The sequence below is a fragment of the Streptomyces sp. NPDC020299 genome (assembly GCF_044387825.1).
In the GTDB taxonomy this organism is placed as follows: Bacteria; Actinomycetota; Actinomycetes; order Streptomycetales; family Streptomycetaceae; genus Streptomyces.
Genome location: NZ_JBIRWL010000011.1, coordinates 198793 through 215387 on the forward strand (window position 1 = coordinate 198793; position 16595 = coordinate 215387).

The following is a 16595-nucleotide window of genomic DNA, read 5'->3' on the forward strand; positions in this document are numbered from 1 at the left end:
GTACCCCAAGGAGTCGATCCACCATGGCGAGCGATGCGCCGACCGCCCAGGTTTCCGACCTCGACTGGCTGATGAGCGGCCTCGTCCAGCGTGTACCGCACACCACCAGCGCGGTGCTCCTGTCCTGCGACGGGCTCGTGAAGTCCGTCCACGGCCTCGACCCCGACAGCGCCGACCACATGGCCGCCCTCGCCTCCGGCCTGTACTCGCTCGGCCGCAGCGCGGGCGTCCGGTTCGGCGACGGCGGAGACGTCCGGCAGGTCGTCGTCGAACTCGACTCGGCCCTGCTGTTCGTCACCACCGCCGGCTCCGGCACCTGCCTGGCCGTACTGGCCGGCCGCGAGGCCGACGCGGCCGTGCTCGGCTACGAGATGGCCATGCTGGTCAAGAGCGTCCGCCCCTACCTGGTGACCGCGCCCCGCCAGCATGCCGTCGATCCCACGGCGACGAGGCCTTGAGGGTGGCCGCGGCCGGCGACGGGCCCTGGCTCGACGACGCGGCCGGACGGCTGGTGCGCCCCTTCACGGTCAGCAACGGCCGCACCCGGCCCACCATCGCGCTCGACCTGATGTCGCAGGTGATGGCCACCGGAGTCACCCCCCTCGGCTACCTCGGCCCCGAGCACACCCAGGCGCTCGAACTGTGCCGGGCGCCCGTCCCGGTCGCCGAGGCAGCCGCCCATCTGGGGCTCCCGGTGGCGGTCACCAAGGTGCTGCTCTCCGACCTCGTCGACTGCGGGGCGCTCACCACCAAGCCCCCCGCCTTCCACCACAACCCCACTGACCGGTCCCTTCTGGAGGCAGTGCTCGATGGACTACGACGACAGCTCTGACCCGTTCCCCACCGCGCTGAAGATCCTGGTGGCCGGTGGGTTCGGAGTGGGCAAGACGACCTTCGTGGGCGCGGTGAGCGAGATCGCCCCGCTCAGCACGGAGGAACTGCTCACCACGGTCAGCGCCGCCACCGACAGCCTCGACGGCATCGAGAACAAGGTCGAGACCACGGTGGCGATGGACTTCGGCCGCATCACCCTCGACCCGCAGCACGTGCTGTACCTGTTCGGCACGCCAGGGCAGGAGCGGTTCTGGTTCATGTGGGACGAGCTGTCCGAAGGCGCGCTGGGGGCCGTCATCCTGGCCGACACCCGCCGGCTGGAGGAATGCTTCGCGGCGGTCGACTTCTTCGAGGAACGCGGCCTCGGCTTCGTCGTCGCCGTCAACGAGTTCGACGGGTCCTACCGCTACGACCCCGCGGAGGTGCGCGCCGCCATCGACCTCGACCCCCGGATCCCGGTCGTCCGCTGCGACGCCCGTATCTCCTCCTCCGGAGTCCAGACGCTGCTCACCCTCGTACGCCACCTCATCGCCCACTCCCCGGCGCACGTGCCGAGCCACGGAGCCCGGTCATGAGCTACGACCCGCCGCGCCCGGCCCGGGGTCTGCTGCTCACGCCCGAGGACAAGGAGGCCCCCGCCCGCACCCGGCGGCTGAACCTGCTCGGCCTGGGGGAGCGCCCCGAGCCCGCCCTCGACGCCTTCGCGGACCACCTCGCCGAACTCGCCGGCGCGCCGTACGCCATGGTCAACTTCATCGGCGCCGAACAGCAGTTCTTCGCGGGCCTGCGCACGCCGGTCACCGGGCCGTTCGCGAAGGCCGACGGCACCCGGCCCGAGGTCGGCCGCCGGCTGCCGCGCGACCACGGGTTCTGCCCCCATGTGGTGGTACGCCACAAGGCGCTGGTCCTGGAGGACGTCCGCGACTACCCGCGGTTCGCGTGCAACCCGGTCGTCGACGAGTACGGCATCCACTCCTACCTGGGCGCCCCGCTCATCGACAGCACGGGGATGGTGCTCGGCACCGTCTGCGTCGCCGATGTCGCACCCCGGCCCTGGGGGAAGGCGGGCCTGGAGACCATCAAGGCCCGGGCCGCGGAACTGGCCGTACGCATCGAGCGGCGCGCGGACGACGGGTTCCCGCTGTGACGGCCGTCGCCGCGAAGCCGCTGAACGCGAAGCCCCCGAAGTGGACCTTGTGAAGCGGAACTGTGGCACCGCTTAAGAAAACCTCGATGGACCACAGCCGCCCCGTGAGGCAGATTGCTAGGCGAATCCACTCCTCTCCCCGGACCCGGGTGCCTTCGGCATGCCCGCGGACCGGGAACACACCCACAGGAGCCGTAGCGTTGAAGGCGCTGGTCAAGGAGAAGGCGGAGCCCGGGCTGTGGCTCGCGGACGTGCCCGAGCCCGCAGTCGGACCCGGGGACGTACTGATCAAGGTCCAGCGGACCGGTATCTGCGGCACCGACCTGCACATCCGGTCCTGGGACGGCTGGGCGCGGCAGGCGATCCGGACCCCGCTGGTGGTCGGGCACGAGTTCGTCGGCCAGGTCGTGGAGACCGGCCGGGACGTCACCGACGTACGGATCGGCGACCGGGTCAGCGGCGAGGGCCACCTGGTGTGCGGCAAGTGCCGCAACTGCCTGGCCGGGCGCCGCCATCTGTGCCGGGCCACCGTCGGCCTCGGCGTCGGCCGCGACGGCGCGTTCGCCGAGTACGTCGTCCTGCCCGCCGCCAACGTGTGGGTGCACCGCGTCCCCGTCGACCTCGATGTCGCCGCGATCTTCGACCCGTTCGGCAACGCCGTGCACACCGCGCTGTCCTTCCCGCTGGTCGGCGAGGACGTCCTGATCACCGGCGCCGGCCCGATCGGCCTGATGGCCGCCGCCGTGGCCCGGCACGCGGGCGCCCGGAACGTGGTGGTCACCGACGTCAGCGAGGAACGGCTCGACCTCGCCCGCAAGACCGGCGCGACCCTCGCCCTGAACGTCTCCGGCACCGACATCGCCGACGGCCAGCGGCAACTGGGCCTGCGCGAGGGCTTCGACATCGGCCTGGAGATGTCCGGCCGGCCCGAGGCCCTGCGGGACATGATCGCCAACATGACGCACGGCGGCCGGATCGCCATGCTCGGCCTGCCGGCCGAGGAGTTCCCGGTCGACTGGGCCCGGATCGTCACCAAGATGATCACCATCAAGGGCATCTACGGCCGGGAGATGTTCGAGACCTGGTACGCGATGTCGGTGCTGCTGGAAGGCGGCCTCGACCTCGCGCCCGTGATCACCGGCCGGTACGACTACCGGGACCACGAGGCGGCCTTCGCCGACGCGGCGAGCGGCCGAGGCGGGAAAGTCATCCTCGACTGGACTGCGTAACCCCCTTCGGTAACCGCGTAACCCCCTTCCGCGCGAGCACCCTCAGGAGCTTTCCCATGTTCGACTCCGTGCGCGACGACCTGCGCGCCACCCTCGACGAGATCCGCGCCGCCGGCCTGCACAAGCCGGAGCGCGTGATCGGCAGCCCGCAGTCCGCGACCGTCGCCGTCACCGCGGGCGGCCGGCCCGGCGAGGTCCTCAACTTCTGCGCCAACAACTACCTCGGCCTCGCCGACCACCCCGAGGTCGTCGCCGCCGCGCACGCGGCCCTGGACCGCTGGGGCTACGGCATGGCGTCCGTGCGCTTCATCTGCGGCACCCAGGAGGTGCACAAGGAGCTGGAGGCGCGGCTGTCCGCCTTCCTCGGCCAGGAGGACACGATCCTGTACTCCTCCTGCTTCGACGCCAACGGCGGTGTCTTCGAGACCCTCCTCGGCGAGCAGGACGCGGTGATCTCCGACGCCCTCAACCACGCCTCCATCATCGACGGCATCCGCCTGTCCAAGGCCCGCCGCCTCCGCTACGCCAACCGCGACCTCGCCGACCTGGAGGCGAAGCTCAAGGAGGCCGCCGACGCCCGGCGCCGCCTGATCGTCACCGACGGCGTGTTCTCCATGGACGGCTATGTGGCGCCGCTGGCGGAGATCTGCGACCTCGCCGACCGCTACGACGCGATGGTCATGGTCGACGACTCCCACGCGGTCGGCTTCGTCGGCCCCACCGGCCGCGGCACGCCCGAACTGCACGGCGTCATGGACCGCGTCGACATCATCACCGGCACCCTCGGCAAGGCGCTCGGCGGCGCCTCCGGCGGTTACGTCGCCGCCCGCGCCGAGATCGTCGCCCTGCTGCGACAGCGCTCCCGCCCGTACCTCTTCTCCAACACCCTCGCGCCCGTGATCGCGGCGGCCTCGCTGAAGGTGCTCGACCTGCTGGAGTCGGCCGACGACCTGCGGGTCCGGCTGAACGAGAACACCGCGCTGTTCCGCCGCCGGATGACCGAGGAGGGCTTCGACGTCCTCCCCGGCGACCACGCCATCGCGCCCGTCATGATCGGCGACGCGGCCGAGGCGGGCCGCATGGCCGAGCTGCTCCTCGAACGGGGCGTGTACGTCATCGGCTTCTCCTACCCGGTCGTACCGCAGGGCCAGGCCCGCATCCGCGTCCAGCTCTCCGCAGCCCACTCCACCGAGGACGTCGACCGCGCGGTCGACGCGTTCGTCGCGGCCCGTGCGGAGCTCGCGGCCTGACCAGCGCGGACACCTTGCGATACTTGACCGCATGATCGAGGCGCGGCGGCTCCACATCCTCCGTGCGGTGGCCGACCACCGTACGGTCACGGCGGCTGCCGCCGCGCTCTACCTCACGCCCTCCGCCGTCTCCCAGCAGCTCGCCGCCCTGGAGCAGGAGACCGGCCACCGGCTGGTCGAGCGCGGCGCGAAGGGCGTACGGCTGACCCCGGCCGGCGAGATCCTGCTCGGCCACACCAACGCGGTCCTCGCCCAGCTGGAGCGGGCCGAGGCGGAACTCGCCGCGTACGGGTCGGGCGAGGCCGGCACCGTCACGGTGGCCGCCTTCGCGACCGGCATCGCCGAGGTCGTGGCGCCGGCCGTGGCCCGCCTCGCCTCCTCGGCGCCCGGCATCCGCATCCGCGTCCAGGACGCGGAGGGCGACGCCAGCCTGCCCATGGTCCTCGACCGGCAGGTGGACGTGGCGGTCGCCGTCGAGTACCGCGGGGCACCGCCCGCCGACGACCCCCGGCTGACCCATGTCCCGCTGTACGCCGAGCCCTTCGACGCCGTCGTCCCGGTCACCCACCGGCTGGCCGAGACCGCCGAGGTGCCCCTCGCGGAGCTGGCCAAGGACCCGTGGATCGGCCCCTACCCGGGCAACCCGTGCCATGACGTGGTGGTCCTGGCCTGCGAGAACGCCGGATTCCAGCCCCGTCTGGAACACTCCTCCGACGACTTCCGCGCGGTCGTCGCCCTGGCCGCGGCCGATGTCGGGGTGGCCCTCGTCCCGCGCTCGGCCCTGCGCGGCATGGACCTGACGGGGGTGGTCGTCCGCCCCGTCGACGGCGTGGCCCCCACCCGCCGCGTCTTCGCCGCCGTACGGCGGGGAGCCGAGGACCACCCGCTGATCCGCCCGGTCCTGGACGCGCTGGGCGACGCGGCGCGGACGTGAGGGTTCCGTAACCCGTCCGTCTCATATCCGGGATAGCGTCCCGGATATGAGAGATGACTTTGAGGAAGCGGACCCAGGCGACGACCGCATCGACGACCGCATCGGCGCCCGGCTCGCCGAACTCCGGTCCCAGCACGGCTGGTCCCTGGGGGAGCTGGCCGAACGCAGCGGCGTGAGCCGGTCCACCCTGTCGCGGGCGGAGCGGGCGGAGACCAGCCCCACGGCCGCGCTCCTCAACCGGCTCTGCCACGTCTACGGGCGGACCATGTCCCAGCTCCTCAGCGAGGTCGAGACGGCACCCGCCCCCCTGGTGCGCTCCGCCGAGCAGCAGGTGTGGGAGGACCGCGCCTCCGGCTTCGTACGCCGGTCCGTGTCCCCCTCGCACGCCGGGCTGCGCGGCGAACTGGTCGAGGGCCGGCTCACGCCGGGCGCCGACATCGCCTACGACCGTCCGCCCGTCCCCGGACTGGAACAGCACCTGTGGCTCCTGGAAGGCGCACTCGACGTGACCGTGGGGGAGGCGGACCACCACGTCGAGGCGGGCGACTGCCTGCGGATGCGGGTCTTCGGGCCGACCCGCTTCCGCAGCACCGGTCCCGGCGAGGCGCGTTACCTGCTGGCGGTGGTGCGGCCATGAGAGTCCTGCGCTTCACCGACGCCCAGCTGCGCGAGGGCATGGCCGGCCTGGCGGACCTGCTCGCCGACACCGTCGCCGGCGGCGCCTCGGTCGGCTTCCTCGCGCCGCTCGACCGCGTGGAGGCCACCGCCTGGTGGGCGGGACGGGCGGCCGCGGTGGCCGCCGGGCAGCTCGCCGTATGGGTGGCGCGGGACGCGGGCCGGACGGTCGGCACCGTCAGCCTGGCCTTCCCCGGCAAGCCCAACAGCCGCCACCGCGCCGAACTCGTCAAGCTGATGGTCCACCGGGACGCCCGCGGCCAGGGCCTCGGCCGCAGGCTGCTGGCCACCGCGGAGCAGGCGGCCGGCGCGGCCGGGATCACCCTGCTGCACCTGGACACCGAGACCGGCAGCCTGGCCGAGCACCTGTACCGCTCCGCCGGCTGGACCCGGGCCGGCGTCATCCCCGACTACGCGGCGAGCCCCGCCGGAGTGCTGCGCCCGACGACCCTCTACTACAAGCACCTCCAGGCCGCGGCCCGGTGAACGCCGGGGTGGCTGTCAGTGGGACGGGTTAGCGTGCGGGTCATGCCGGACGCCGAAGACGCACGCCGTATCGCCCTGTCCCTGCCGGACACCACGGAGAAGACCGCCTGGAGCATGCCCACGTTCCGGGTGGCCGGGAAGATGTTCGCCACGCTGCCCGAGGACGAGACCTCCCTCGCCGTACGCTGCCCCAAGGAGGAGCGCGACGAACTGGTCCTGGCCGAGCCGGAGAAGTTCTGGATCGCCGGCCACGAGGCCCAGTTCGCCTGGGTCCGGGCCCGGCTCGCCGCCCTGGAGGACGAGGGCGAACTGCGCGACATCCTCGCCGACTCCTGGCGCCAGGCGGCCCCGCCCCGCCTGCTGGAGGCCCATCCGGAGCTGGGGCGGCCGCACGGGGAGTGACGCGGCCCGCACCGGAAAAGGAGTGCGCGACCACCGACCCGAGTGCGGTATGGTTTCCGTGCGCGTTCGACCAGGGAAACCCCAGGTCAACGAGCATCGGGACGTGGCGCAGCTTGGTAGCGCACTTGACTGGGGGTCAAGGGGTCGCAGGTTCAAATCCTGTCGTCCCGACTGTTGAAGTCGTAGCCGGAGGCCGTTTCCTCAGCGATGAGGAGATGGCCTTCAGTCGTTTCCGGGCCGCATGCGGCATTTGGGTGAAAATGCTTGGACCGCGCGGTCGGCGCTGCGGGACACTGCCGCGGCATGGGACCGCGCGCATTACACCGAACGCCGCCGGGCAGGGGCTCCGTGCTCCTCGCCCTTCGCTACTACGGACGGGAGCTGCGCCGCCTTCGCCGGCTGACGCTCCCCGGGATGCTGCTGCCGGCGCTGGGCAACACCGGCATCAACTATCTCGCCCCGCTGGTCGTCGCCAAGCTCGTCGGCCGTATCGCCGACGGCCCCGGTGCCACCGTCGGCGCGACGCTGCCCTACGTTCTCGCCTTCGCCGGCGTGCTGCTCCTCGCCGAGGCCCTGTGGCGGGTCGGCCTGCACTGTCTGAACCGCCTGGACGCCCTCGGCATCGAGCACCTGTACATCGTCGGCATGGACGAGCTGTTCGCCAAGGACGCCGCGTTCTTCCACGACAACTTCGCCGGATCGCTGACCAAGCGGGTGCTGAGCTTCGCCTCCCGCTTCGAGGAGTTCGTCGACACGCTGACGTTCAACATCGTGGGCAGGCTCGTGCCGCTGACCTTCGGATCCGTGGTGCTGTGGCACTACGAACCGTGGCTCGTCGTCGGGCTGCTGGTGATGATCGCGCTCACGGCGCTGAGCGTGGCGCCGCTCGTCCGGCGCCGCCAGGCCCTGGTGAACCTGCGGGAGGAGGCGATCGCCCGGGTGTCGGGCCATGTCGCCGACAGCCTGATGAACATGGACACGGTCCGGGCGTTCGCCGCCGAGGACCGTGAGGCCGCCGAGCACCGCTCGCGGGTAGCCCAGTCGCGGCGGCTGACGCTGAGGTCGTGGGACTACGGCAACCTGCGCATCGACACGCTGGTCGCGCCGATGTCCGTGCTGACCAACGCGCTGGGTCTGCTGCTCGCGGTCGCGCTCGCCGGGGACGGGCACGGGGTGGAGGCGGTCGTGGTCACCTTCACGTACTACACCAACGCGACGCGGATCATGTTCGAGTTCAACCAGATCTACCGCCGTCTGGAGAGCTCGATGACGGAGGCCGCGCAGTTCACCGAACTGCTGCTGACACCGCCGACCGTGCTCGACCCGCCGGTGCCGCAGCCGCTGCTGCCCGAGGCCGCCGATGTCCGCTTCGAACAGGTGACCTTCGCCCACGCGGGTGCCGAGCCGCTCTTCGAGTGCCTCGACCTCGCCGTGCCCCACGGAGCGAAGGTCGGCCTCGTCGGCCGGTCCGGCGGCGGCAAGACCACGCTCACCCGGCTGCTGCTGCGGATGACGGACATCGACGCCGGCCGGATCCTGATCGGCGGCCAGGACATCAGCAGGCTGCGCCAGGCCGACCTGCGCGGCCTGATCTCCTATGTGCCGCAGGACCCGGCGATGTTCCACCGCACCCTGCGCGACAACATCGCGTTCGCCCGGCCGGACGCCACCGACGCCGAGATCCGCCGCGCGGCCGAGGCCGCACACGTCACGGAGTTCGCCGACGCGCTGCCGGACGGCTTCGCCACCATGGTGGGCGAACGCGGGATCAAGCTGTCCGGCGGCCAGCGCCAGCGGGTCGCGCTCGCCCGGGCGATCCTGCGCGACGCGCCGATCCTGCTGCTCGACGAGGCGACCAGCGCCCTGGACTCCGAGAGCGAGATCCTCGTCCAGGAGGCGCTGTGGCGGCTCATGGAGGGGCGGACGGCACTCGTGGTGGCACACCGGCTCAGCACGGTCGCCGGCATGGACCGCCTGGTCGTCCTCGACCGCGGGCGGATCGTCGAGCAGGGCACCCACCAGGAACTGCTCGCCTCGGACGGCACCTACGCCCGGCTGTGGCAGCACCAGTCGGGCGGCTTCCTCGACGACAGCCCCGCCCGGGCCGACCTCGGCGCCCTACCAGACTGACCGGCCGCGCGGGCCCGGACGACCGAATCGGCGCCGGGCACGCCGGCCCGGGGCCATGCTGCTCCCAGCGACGAGAGCGGGGGCACGTGCAGGCATTCCTGGCGGGGGCCGTACTACTGGTGTGTGTGAGCACGCCGCTGATAGCGGGGTCGCAGCGGCCTCGGATGAGGGCGAAGCGGATGGTGCCCGAGTTCTCGCTGGGAGCGCCGTTCGCGCTGGGACTCGGCTCATGGGCCATGTGGCTGCTGGTCTACCCGGTGGTGCACATCGACTTCACCGGCAAGCGGAACACCTGGATCTTCGTGACACTGCTCGCGCTCGGCGTGCTGCTCGCCCGGCCGCTGGCCGGCATGGCGGCGCCGGAGCGGCTCAAGGGCAAGCGGCTGCTGATGGCGGCACGCGCGGTGGTCCTCTACTGCGTGGTGGCGGCCGTCCTGGCGCCGCTGGACGCGCAGGTCGACAAGTATCCCACCACCGGGATGACCGTGGTGTACGCGACGGCCGCGACGGTACTGGGCCTGATGCGGACCGTGGACTACGGCTACTTCCCGCTGGTCCTGCTGTGGACGGCACTGCGGAGGGCGTTCCTGGCCGCCGTGACCGGCTACTGGATCCACCACACCGGCGGCACCCTCGTCCCCGACCCGGACCACGCCACCGGCGGGACGCTGCTGCTCGCCGTCCTGTGGTGGTCGCTGCCCACGCTGTCCGCCGGCTGCGCGCTGGTCGCGGCCGTCCGGCTGGTCCGCTGGCTGAAGACCGGTCCACCGGCCAGTCCGGCGCCGCCGTGTGTCACCTCACCCTGGCCGCCGGCGGTGGGCTACGTCTGGACGGCCGAGCTCACCCACGACGACGACACCCACAAGGAGCGCCCGGTGGTGGTGCTGGAACACACCCCGGAGTTCGTCCGCGTGCTCTGTGTCACCAGCAGCGACAAGTCCGGCCGGTCGCGCGGCTATCTGAAGCTGCGGGCGTCCGAGTGGGACGGAGCGCTGACCAAGGACGGCTGGCTCGACCTGGAGATCGCGCACATCCCGTACTGCGACTTCCTGTGGAAGCGCGGAGGGTGCCCGGACCGGGTGTGGGACGTGCTGTGCACGACGGCCGACGTCCGGGAGCGCCCCGCGAAGGCGGGGCCGGCCCCGGGGTTCGCCTTCCGGCACCGCCTGTGGTCGGCGATGAACAGACACGCCGGCCCCGACTCGCGCACCGTCCACACCGGGTCCGGTGACAAGCCGCGGGCCAAGGTGTGACGCGGGGGCGCCGCCTTCAGGACACGTGACCCACGTGCGCGAGGGCCTGCTTGAGCAGCACGCCGTGCCCGCCCGGCATCTCGCTCTGCAGGGCCTGCGACGCGGCCTCCTGCGGGCTGAACCACACCAGGTCCAGCGCGTCCTGCCGGGGCCGGCAGTCACCGGCCACCGGGACGATGTAGGCGAGGGACACCGCGTGCTGACGCGGGTCGTGGTACGGCGTGATGCCCGCGGTGGGGAAGTACTCGGCGACCGTGAACGGCTGCAGGGAGGCCGGCACGCGGGGCAGCGCCACCGGGCCGAGGTCCTTCTCCAGGTGGCGCAGCAGGGCGTCGCGTACCCGCTCGTGGTGCAGGACACGGCCGGATACCAGGGTCCGGCTGACCGTTCCGTCCGGCCCTATGCGCAGCAGCAGCCCGATGCTGGTGACTTCGCCGCTGTCGTCGACGCGCACCGGCACGGCCTCGACGTACAGGATCGGCATGCGGGCGCGTGCCATCTCCAGCTCGTCGGAAGACAGCCAGCCGGGCGTGGTTTCGGTCATGTCAGACATTGCTTGATCATACTTTCCGGGCATCGGAAACGGCGTGTCATCGGTCACAGGGGCTCGGGCGACGGCGGTTCGGCCAGGGGCAGCGCGGCGAGGGCCTCCTCGACCGGTCCGGACGCGAGGCCGCCCACGGTCAGTACGTCCAGCGGTAGGCCGCCGCGACCCGGGCGTCGTCCAGCCCGTCCACCGCCGCGGCCTCCCCGAGGCGTACGGCGGTCACCGCGTCGGCCAGCACCTCGCCCAGCGCGGCCCGCAGCACCCCGTCCGCGCGGAACTCGGCGACGGCCTCCGGCAGCGAGGTGGGCAGCCGGCGCACGCCCCGCGCCGCCGCCTCCCCGGCGTCGAACCGGGCCGGGTCACCGGTGGTCTCCTCGGGCAGGGCCGCCCCCGACGTGATGCCGTCGAGCCCGGCGGCGATGACGCAGCCGAACGCGAGATAGGGGTTGGCGGCCAGGTCCACCGGTTTGACCTCCAGGTTCGCCGCCTGCCCCTGGTGACCGGTCGTGCCGGTGACGACCCGCACCGCGGCCTCGCGCCGCTCACGGCCCCAGGCGGTGAACACCCCCGCCCACCGGGACGGTTTGAGACGGAGGTAGCTGGCCGGGCTGGGCGCGGTCACGGCCGTCAGGGCGGGCAGGTGCGCGAGGATCCCGGCCGCGAAGGACTCGGCCCGGTCCGTCATGCCGTACGGCCCGGGCCCTCCGGCGTGCAGGTTGCGGCCTTCGCGCCAGCCCGACAGGTGCAGATGGCCGCCGTTGCCGACGCCCTCGGCGGACACGGCAGGGGCGAAGGAGACCCGCAGGCCGTGCCGGCGCGCCACTGCCCGGACGGTCTGCCGTACCAGCACGCTCCGGTCGGCCGCGGCCACCGGGTCCAGCGCGCCCACCGACAGCTCGAACTGCCCGGCCGCGTACTCGGGGTGGAACTGGTCGACGTCGATGCCCTGCGCCGCGCAGGCCGCGAGCAGATCGGCGCCGTAGTCGCTCAGCTCCGCCTGCCGGACGGCACCGTACGCCGGCCCGGACACCGCCGGCACGAACTCCCCGTCGGGTGCCGGGCCGAGGCCGAGCGCCCACTCGACCTCGACGGCCGCGCGGAAGGTGATGCCGTGCCGTTCGGCGGCGTCCGTGACGATCCGGCGCAGGAACGTGCGGGAGCACCCCGGATGCCGCTCGCCCTCCTGCGTGATCCGGTCGACCGGGGCCCAGGCCCAGCCGGGCTGCCCGGCCAGCACCACCAGCTGGTCGAGGTCCGGGTACAGGCGCAGATCGCCGTCCGGGGAGCCGAGGACGTCGGTGGTGACGATGGAGTCGTCGGCCAGGAAGGTGTCGAACACCGGGGACATCCCCACGCCCCAGGCCGCCGCCCGGGGCAGCCGCGCCGCCGGGACCGTCTTCACCCGGCCGATGCCCGCGGTGTCGACATAGGCCAGCACGACACCGTGCACGCCCCGTCCGGTCAGTTCGGCGGCCAGCGCGCCGGCCCGCTGGACGTCGCCGGGACGCCCGCCGGGCACCGGGTCGGCAAGGGTGGTCATCCGCGCTCCTCCTCGACGGGCGAGGCCGTACCTGGTCGGGGTCAGGGTTTCACGGCCACCCCGCCGAACCGCGGTACCACGGCGGTCCGGCCGTGCCCGCGGCTCCACCGGGGGCAGGGCAACCGGTCGCGGGCGGTGACCGGCGGCGTGGCGTGCTCGTCGTGTTCTCCACCGTGGGCACCCCGGTGCCGATGTCCGGGAAGTGCCGCACTCCGCGGTCCCCGGCCAGGAACCGCACCGCCCGCCCCGGGAACTCCCGGTCCGCGCGTGCCACGTCCCGGATCACCGGCGGCATCCCGGCGACCTGCTCGCCGACCCGCTGGTCGACCGCGTGGTCGTCGCGGCCGCCGATCCCGATTCCGGGCCCGTCCGCCCCGTGGGGAACACTGGACTCCGTACGCCCACCCCGACCGGAAGCAGGACATGCCCGCCACGCCCGCGTCCCTCCTCACCACCCCCGGCCTCCCGGCCGGCTCCGCCGACATCCGGCTCGTCGTCACCGACATGGACGGCACGCTCCTCGACGACGACAAGCGGATCCCGGAGGGACTGTGGCCGATGCTGGCCGAACTGCGCCGGCGCGGTGTGCTGTTCAGCCCGGCGAGCGGCCGCCAGTACGCCACGCTGGCCCGGCAGTTCGCCGAGGTCGCCGACGGCATGGCGTTCATCGCGGAGAACGGCACCTACGTCGTCCGCGACGGCGTGGAGCTCAGCTCGGACCCGCTCGACGGCCCCGTCGTGGCCTCACTCGCACGGACCGTGCGGGACCTGGTGGCCGACGGCGTGGACGTGGGCGCCGTGATCTGCGGCAAGCGGTCCGCCTACGTCGAGCGGACCGACGAGGCCTTCCTCGCCGAGGTCCGCAAGTACTACGTGGAGCACCGGATCGTCGAGGACGTCACCGCCGTCGACGACGAGGTGATCAAGGTGGCCCTGTTCGACTTCGGCCCGGCCGAGCGGACCACCGCGCCCGCGCTGAAGGACTTCACCGCCACGCACCAGGTCGTCGTCTCCGGCGAGCACTGGGTCGACGTCATGAACCCCACCGCCAACAAGGGCACGGCCCTGCGCGGCCTCCAGCGCGAACTGGGCATCACGCCCGCGCAGACCATGGTGTTCGGCGACTACCTCAACGACCTGGAGATGCTGGACGCCGCCGACTGGTCCTTCGCCATGGCGGGCGCCCACCCGGAGGTCGTCCGCCGGGCCCGCCATCTCGCCCCGTCCAACAATGACAACGGGGTGCTGCATACCATCGCCCGAGTGCTCGGGATCACAGGCGCCTGAGGCCCGTCAGGCGTGCCCGTTCCGCCAGGCCCAGGCGGCGATCTCGACCCGGTTCCGGCAGCTTCAGCTGGACGCTGGACAGATGCGTCTTGCCCGTGGACAGCGAGACGTACAGCTCGGCGTTGGTACGGCCGACGGCCACCAGCCGCACCACGTCCAGCTCGCGGTCGGTGAGCGGCTCGGCGGGCGACTCGGCGGGCGGGTCCCCGGCCGCTTTCGGGGCCGGCCCGGGCCGCGCGGTGAGGTGCTTGAGCAGGCGGACCGTCACCGAGGGCGAGACCAGCGGCGGCGCGGACCGCCTCCGCGAGGAGGGTCGGCCCGGCGTCCTCGAGCAGGAACCCGCAGGCGCCGCCGCGCAGCGCGCCGTACACGTACTCGTCGAGGTCGAAGGTGGCCACGACCACCCGCAGCGGATCGGCCACCTCGGGCCCGGCCAGCAGCCGGGTCGCCTCCAGCCCGTCCAGCCTCGGCATCCGAATGTCCAGCAGGCACACGTCCGGCCGCAGCCGGCGGGCCGGCGCCACCGCCTCCTCGCCGTCGGCGGCCTCGGCGACGACCGTGATGTCCGGGGTCGGCGATCACATGGGTGCCGACGGCCCCGACGGCGAGGGCACCGCCGACGATCCCGATGAGGAACCTGCTGTGCACGGTGTACTCCTGAAGCGACGGATGAGCTGCGGGTCCACCCTCGCCCGCCGCGGCGGCCGCCTGCCTCGGCGTACGGCCATGATCCGGGCCGGGGCCCTCGGCCGTTCGGCCGATCCGGCCCGGCCCGGCCGCGTCTACCGTGATCGGCATGAAGTCCATTTCCCCCCGGGGCTGCCTGCGGGCTTCGCCGTCGGCGTGCTGCTCGCGGCCTGTGTCCTCGACGTCCTCCAGAGCGGCATCGAGGGCCACAGCGTCTGGCCGGTCACGGTCGTGCTGTCGGCGGACTTCCCGATGGGCCGGGCAGAGGGCCTGCCCGGCCGGTTCAGCCGGCTGTCTTGTGCCCCACCCCGCCGTACAGCGACACCGGCGGCTCCCCGTCCGGTGCGGTGTCGGGGCGCCAGTCGGAGACGGCGACGACGCCGGGGGTCCGTCAGTTCGAGTCCGGTGAAGAAACCGGCGACTTCGGCCTGTGAGCGGGCGACGAGAGTCACTCCGCCCGCTCCGTAGGCCGCGATGCCCCGCCGGACGTTCTCCGGTTCGAAGCCGGCCGTCATCGCCGACAGGACCAGGCAACTGCCCGGGGCCAGGGCGCCGAGCAGGGTGGCCACCATGGCGTGGGCACCGTCCTCGTCCGCGACGAAGTGCAGCAGGGCGATCAGGGACAGGGCGACCGGCCGGCCGAAGTCGATGACACGCGAGGCCAGTTCGAGGATCCTGCCGGGGTCGCGGGCGTCGGCCTGGAGGTATTCGGTGACCCCCTCGGGGGTACCGCGCAGCAGGGCTCCCGCGTGGGCCGGCACGATCGGGTCGTTGTCGACGTAGACGACACGGGCGTCCGCCGCCACGGACTGGGCGACCTGATGGAGGTTGGGCTCGGTGGGGATGCCGGTGCCCAAGTCGAGGAACTGGCGGATCCCCGCCTCCTCGGCCAGCAGCCGGGTGGCCCGCCGCATGAACGCGCGGTTGGCCCGGGCGGCCCGCGGGGCCCCGGCGTCGATCGCCGTGATCTGCCGCCCGAGCCGCTCGTCGACCGGGTAGTTGTCCTTGCCGCCGAGGAACCAGTCGTACACCCGGGCCGGATGCGGCCGGGTCGTGTCGATCTCGGTCAGGGCCGGCTCGGTCCCGGTCACGCGGCGCTCCTCAGCTCGACGGCCCCCGCCGTTCCCGGCGGGGGCCGTCGAGCAGTCTGGCACGGTCACGCGGCGCGGCGGAGACTGTCTTCGGTCACCTGTTTGTCCAGGGCCGCGCGCACCAACGCGGCGGCGAGCACGGCCGGTTCGGTGTCACCGGCGAGATCGAGCAGCCGGCCGGGGTCCTTCGGCAGGCCCAGCCGCTCCGCGCCCGACAGCGCCTTGCCGTCCAGGTACGGCGCCACCTCGGGCCACACCCGCTGCACCTCGCGCAGAAAGATGTCGGCGCTCGCCGGACCCAGCCCCGGCACCTCCCGCAGCAGCCGCCGGAGCGCGTCCACATCGCCGTCCGCCTCCGCGCGCAGCCGCCGCAGATCGCCGCCCCACCGCTCGGCCAGCAGCTCGGCGCCGTCGCCGAGCTGGGTGGCGGCGCGCTCGTCGTAGCGCCGGTAGCCGCCCCGGCCGAGCGCGTCCACCCGGTCCTGCCGGCCGGCCTCGGCCGTGCGGCGCGCCGTGTCGAGGCCCGACTCGTGCAGGGCGCGGGCGGTGGCCACCGCGACCGGGGCACGGATCCGGGCGCTGAGCAGGACGGCGAGGACGAGCAGCCGGTACAGGGGCTGCGGGGTGTCCTTCAGCCGGATGCCCGCCTCCTCCGCGTACGTCCGCCCGTGCGCGGCGACCAGCTCGGCGAGGACCCGCCCGGACCTGCCGGTCTCGCCGGTCTTGTCGGCGCGGCTCATGGCTTTACGGCTTGAGCGGGTCGTGGCCGAGGGTCATCAGCCGGTGCCGGCGGCGCGTGTCCTCGGGCGAGTTCTCCGGTTCCGGCTCGTTCTCGACGTCCGCCAGGTCGCTGACGCGGTCCACGACCCTGTGCATCACGCGGACGTCGTCGTCGGTGAGGTCCGTGCGCCGCTTCTGAAGGATGGCGAGGACGTGCTGCCCGGTGGGCGTGCCCGCCTCCTCCGGCAACGGCTCAGCGTCCTCGTCGGCGTCGCGCACCCGCAGCCAGGCGGCGAGTTCCGCCGAGGTCATGTTCACCGCGCGGTGGAAGTCCTCCCACAGCGCGTCCATCTCGAGGGCGTCGGTCATGCTGTGTTCCCTTC

General features: G+C 73.0%; 18 protein-coding genes, 1 tRNA gene and 2 pseudogenes. 14 read left to right on the plus strand and 7 right to left on the minus strand.

The window, feature by feature from the left end; all coding sequences use genetic code 11:
- Window positions 1-23 precede the first annotated feature (23 nt).
- The 13 genes from ACH45E_RS27450 to ACH45E_RS27510 all read left to right on the plus strand — a co-directional run bounded on the left by ACH45E_RS27450 (window position 24) and on the right by ACH45E_RS27510 (window position 10340).
- A complete protein-coding gene (locus ACH45E_RS27450) occupies window positions 24-458 on the plus strand; it encodes a roadblock/LC7 domain-containing protein (protein ID WP_361446690.1) in 435 nt (144 codons plus the stop codon).
- 2 nt (window positions 459-460) lie between these two features.
- Window positions 461-832, plus strand: a complete 372-nt coding sequence (locus ACH45E_RS27455; protein WP_361446692.1) for a DUF742 domain-containing protein — start codon at window positions 461-463, stop codon at window positions 830-832.
- Window positions 810-1409: an ATP/GTP-binding protein gene (locus tag ACH45E_RS27460; protein WP_361446694.1), complete on the plus strand. Its 600-nt coding sequence runs from the start codon at window positions 810-812 to the stop codon at window positions 1407-1409. The genes ACH45E_RS27455 and ACH45E_RS27460 overlap by 23 nt, the downstream gene beginning before the upstream one ends.
- Complete coding sequence (locus ACH45E_RS27465) at window positions 1406-1981, plus strand: GAF domain-containing protein (protein ID WP_361446696.1); 576 nt, start codon at window positions 1406-1408, stop codon at window positions 1979-1981. Before ACH45E_RS27460 ends, ACH45E_RS27465 begins: the two co-directional genes overlap by 4 nt.
- A 200-nt stretch (window positions 1982-2181) precedes the next feature.
- The gene (gene tdh, locus ACH45E_RS27470; RefSeq protein WP_361446698.1) at window positions 2182-3210 is read left to right on the plus strand and encodes an L-threonine 3-dehydrogenase; all 1029 of its coding nucleotides are present in this window, start codon (window positions 2182-2184) and stop codon (window positions 3208-3210) included.
- A gap of 56 nt (window positions 3211-3266) precedes the next feature.
- Window positions 3267-4460, plus strand: coding sequence for a glycine C-acetyltransferase (locus tag ACH45E_RS27475; RefSeq protein WP_361446700.1), 1194 nt, complete (start codon window positions 3267-3269; stop codon window positions 4458-4460).
- Between the two features lie 31 nt (window positions 4461-4491).
- Entirely contained in the window at window positions 4492-5394 is a 903-nt protein-coding gene (locus tag ACH45E_RS27480; protein ID WP_361446702.1) for a LysR family transcriptional regulator, read from the plus strand.
- A gap of 46 nt (window positions 5395-5440) precedes the next feature.
- Window positions 5441-6031, plus strand: a complete 591-nt coding sequence (locus tag ACH45E_RS27485) for an XRE family transcriptional regulator (protein WP_361446704.1) — start codon at window positions 5441-5443, stop codon at window positions 6029-6031.
- Window positions 6028-6555, plus strand: coding sequence for a GNAT family N-acetyltransferase (locus ACH45E_RS27490; protein ID WP_361446706.1), 528 nt, complete (start codon window positions 6028-6030; stop codon window positions 6553-6555). The genes ACH45E_RS27485 and ACH45E_RS27490 overlap by 4 nt, the downstream gene beginning before the upstream one ends.
- Before the next feature lie 42 nt (window positions 6556-6597).
- Window positions 6598-6957, plus strand: a complete 360-nt coding sequence (locus ACH45E_RS27495; RefSeq protein WP_361446708.1) for an MmcQ/YjbR family DNA-binding protein — start codon at window positions 6598-6600, stop codon at window positions 6955-6957.
- A 97-nt stretch (window positions 6958-7054) separates the two neighbouring features.
- Window positions 7055-7128 (plus strand) — tRNA-Pro (locus ACH45E_RS27500).
- Window positions 7129-7305: 177 nt separating this feature from the next.
- Complete coding sequence (locus tag ACH45E_RS27505) at window positions 7306-9087, plus strand: ABC transporter ATP-binding protein (RefSeq protein WP_399041641.1); 1782 nt, start codon at window positions 7306-7308, stop codon at window positions 9085-9087.
- A gap of 164 nt (window positions 9088-9251) precedes the next feature.
- A complete protein-coding gene (locus tag ACH45E_RS27510) occupies window positions 9252-10340 on the plus strand; it encodes a hypothetical protein (RefSeq protein ID WP_361446712.1) in 1089 nt (362 codons plus the stop codon).
- 16 nt (window positions 10341-10356) lie between these two features.
- On the opposite strand, the gene ACH45E_RS27515 is transcribed toward ACH45E_RS27510, so the two are convergent.
- The 3 genes from ACH45E_RS27515 to ACH45E_RS27525 form a co-directional block, all read right to left on the minus strand.
- Window positions 10357-10884 (minus strand): NUDIX hydrolase family protein, encoded by a 528-nt coding sequence (locus tag ACH45E_RS27515; protein WP_361446944.1) that lies wholly within the window; start codon window positions 10882-10884, stop codon window positions 10357-10359.
- 139 nt (window positions 10885-11023) lie between these two features.
- The gene (locus ACH45E_RS27520) at window positions 11024-12427 is read right to left on the minus strand and encodes a glutamine synthetase family protein (protein ID WP_361446714.1); all 1404 of its coding nucleotides are present in this window, start codon (window positions 12425-12427) and stop codon (window positions 11024-11026) included.
- A gap of 49 nt (window positions 12428-12476) precedes the next feature.
- Window positions 12477-12785: an SAM-dependent methyltransferase gene (locus tag ACH45E_RS27525; RefSeq protein ID WP_399041689.1), complete on the minus strand. Its 309-nt coding sequence runs from the start codon at window positions 12783-12785 to the stop codon at window positions 12477-12479.
- A gap of 65 nt (window positions 12786-12850) precedes the next feature.
- Here ACH45E_RS27525 and ACH45E_RS27530 point away from each other — a divergent pair, with 65 nt between their 5' ends.
- Complete coding sequence (locus tag ACH45E_RS27530) at window positions 12851-13714, plus strand: Cof-type HAD-IIB family hydrolase (RefSeq protein ID WP_361446716.1); 864 nt, start codon at window positions 12851-12853, stop codon at window positions 13712-13714.
- A 6-nt stretch (window positions 13715-13720) separates the two neighbouring features.
- Here ACH45E_RS27530 and ACH45E_RS27535 read toward each other — a convergent pair.
- The 4 genes and pseudogenes from ACH45E_RS27535 to ACH45E_RS27550 all read right to left on the minus strand — a co-directional run.
- Window positions 13721-14283 (minus strand): annotated as a pseudogene (locus tag ACH45E_RS27535) (response regulator); the annotation flags it as partial.
- 401 nt (window positions 14284-14684) lie between these two features.
- Window positions 14685-15492, minus strand: a pseudogene (locus ACH45E_RS27540) (SAM-dependent methyltransferase).
- 65 nt (window positions 15493-15557) lie between these two features.
- Window positions 15558-16232 (minus strand): endonuclease, encoded by a 675-nt coding sequence (locus tag ACH45E_RS27545; RefSeq protein WP_361446718.1) that lies wholly within the window; start codon window positions 16230-16232, stop codon window positions 15558-15560.
- Between the two features lie 4 nt (window positions 16233-16236).
- The gene (locus tag ACH45E_RS27550) at window positions 16237-16581 is read right to left on the minus strand and encodes a DUF3140 domain-containing protein (protein ID WP_361446720.1); all 345 of its coding nucleotides are present in this window, start codon (window positions 16579-16581) and stop codon (window positions 16237-16239) included.
- Window positions 16582-16595: the final 14 nt, after the last annotated feature.

Excerpts from the sequence above, each read along its gene's own strand:
- ACH45E_RS27450 (WP_361446690.1), top strand. The coding sequence starts at position 24 with ATGGCGAGCGATGCGCCGACCGCCCAGGTTTCCGACCTCGACTGGCTG.
- ACH45E_RS27460 (WP_361446694.1), top strand. The coding sequence starts at position 810 with ATGGACTACGACGACAGCTCTGACCCGTTCCCCACCGCGCTGAAGATC.
- ACH45E_RS27465 (WP_361446696.1), top strand. The coding sequence starts at position 1,406 with ATGAGCTACGACCCGCCGCGCCCGGCCCGGGGTCTGCTGCTCACGCCC.
- ACH45E_RS27475 (WP_361446700.1), top strand. The coding sequence starts at position 3,267 with ATGTTCGACTCCGTGCGCGACGACCTGCGCGCCACCCTCGACGAGATC.
- ACH45E_RS27480 (WP_361446702.1), top strand. The coding sequence starts at position 4,492 with ATGATCGAGGCGCGGCGGCTCCACATCCTCCGTGCGGTGGCCGACCAC.
- ACH45E_RS27485 (WP_361446704.1), top strand. The coding sequence starts at position 5,441 with ATGAGAGATGACTTTGAGGAAGCGGACCCAGGCGACGACCGCATCGAC.
- ACH45E_RS27490 (WP_361446706.1), top strand. The coding sequence starts at position 6,028 with ATGAGAGTCCTGCGCTTCACCGACGCCCAGCTGCGCGAGGGCATGGCC.
- ACH45E_RS27495 (WP_361446708.1), top strand. The coding sequence starts at position 6,598 with ATGCCGGACGCCGAAGACGCACGCCGTATCGCCCTGTCCCTGCCGGAC.
- ACH45E_RS27510 (WP_361446712.1), top strand. The coding sequence starts at position 9,252 with ATGAGGGCGAAGCGGATGGTGCCCGAGTTCTCGCTGGGAGCGCCGTTC.
- ACH45E_RS27515 (WP_361446944.1), bottom strand. The coding sequence starts at position 10,884 with ATGACCGAAACCACGCCCGGCTGGCTGTCTTCCGACGAGCTGGAGATG.
- ACH45E_RS27520 (WP_361446714.1), bottom strand. The coding sequence starts at position 12,427 with ATGACCACCCTTGCCGACCCGGTGCCCGGCGGGCGTCCCGGCGACGTC.
- ACH45E_RS27530 (WP_361446716.1), top strand. The coding sequence starts at position 12,851 with ATGCCCGCCACGCCCGCGTCCCTCCTCACCACCCCCGGCCTCCCGGCC.
- ACH45E_RS27545 (WP_361446718.1), bottom strand. The coding sequence starts at position 16,232 with ATGAGCCGCGCCGACAAGACCGGCGAGACCGGCAGGTCCGGGCGGGTC.
- ACH45E_RS27550 (WP_361446720.1), bottom strand. The coding sequence starts at position 16,581 with ATGACCGACGCCCTCGAGATGGACGCGCTGTGGGAGGACTTCCACCGC.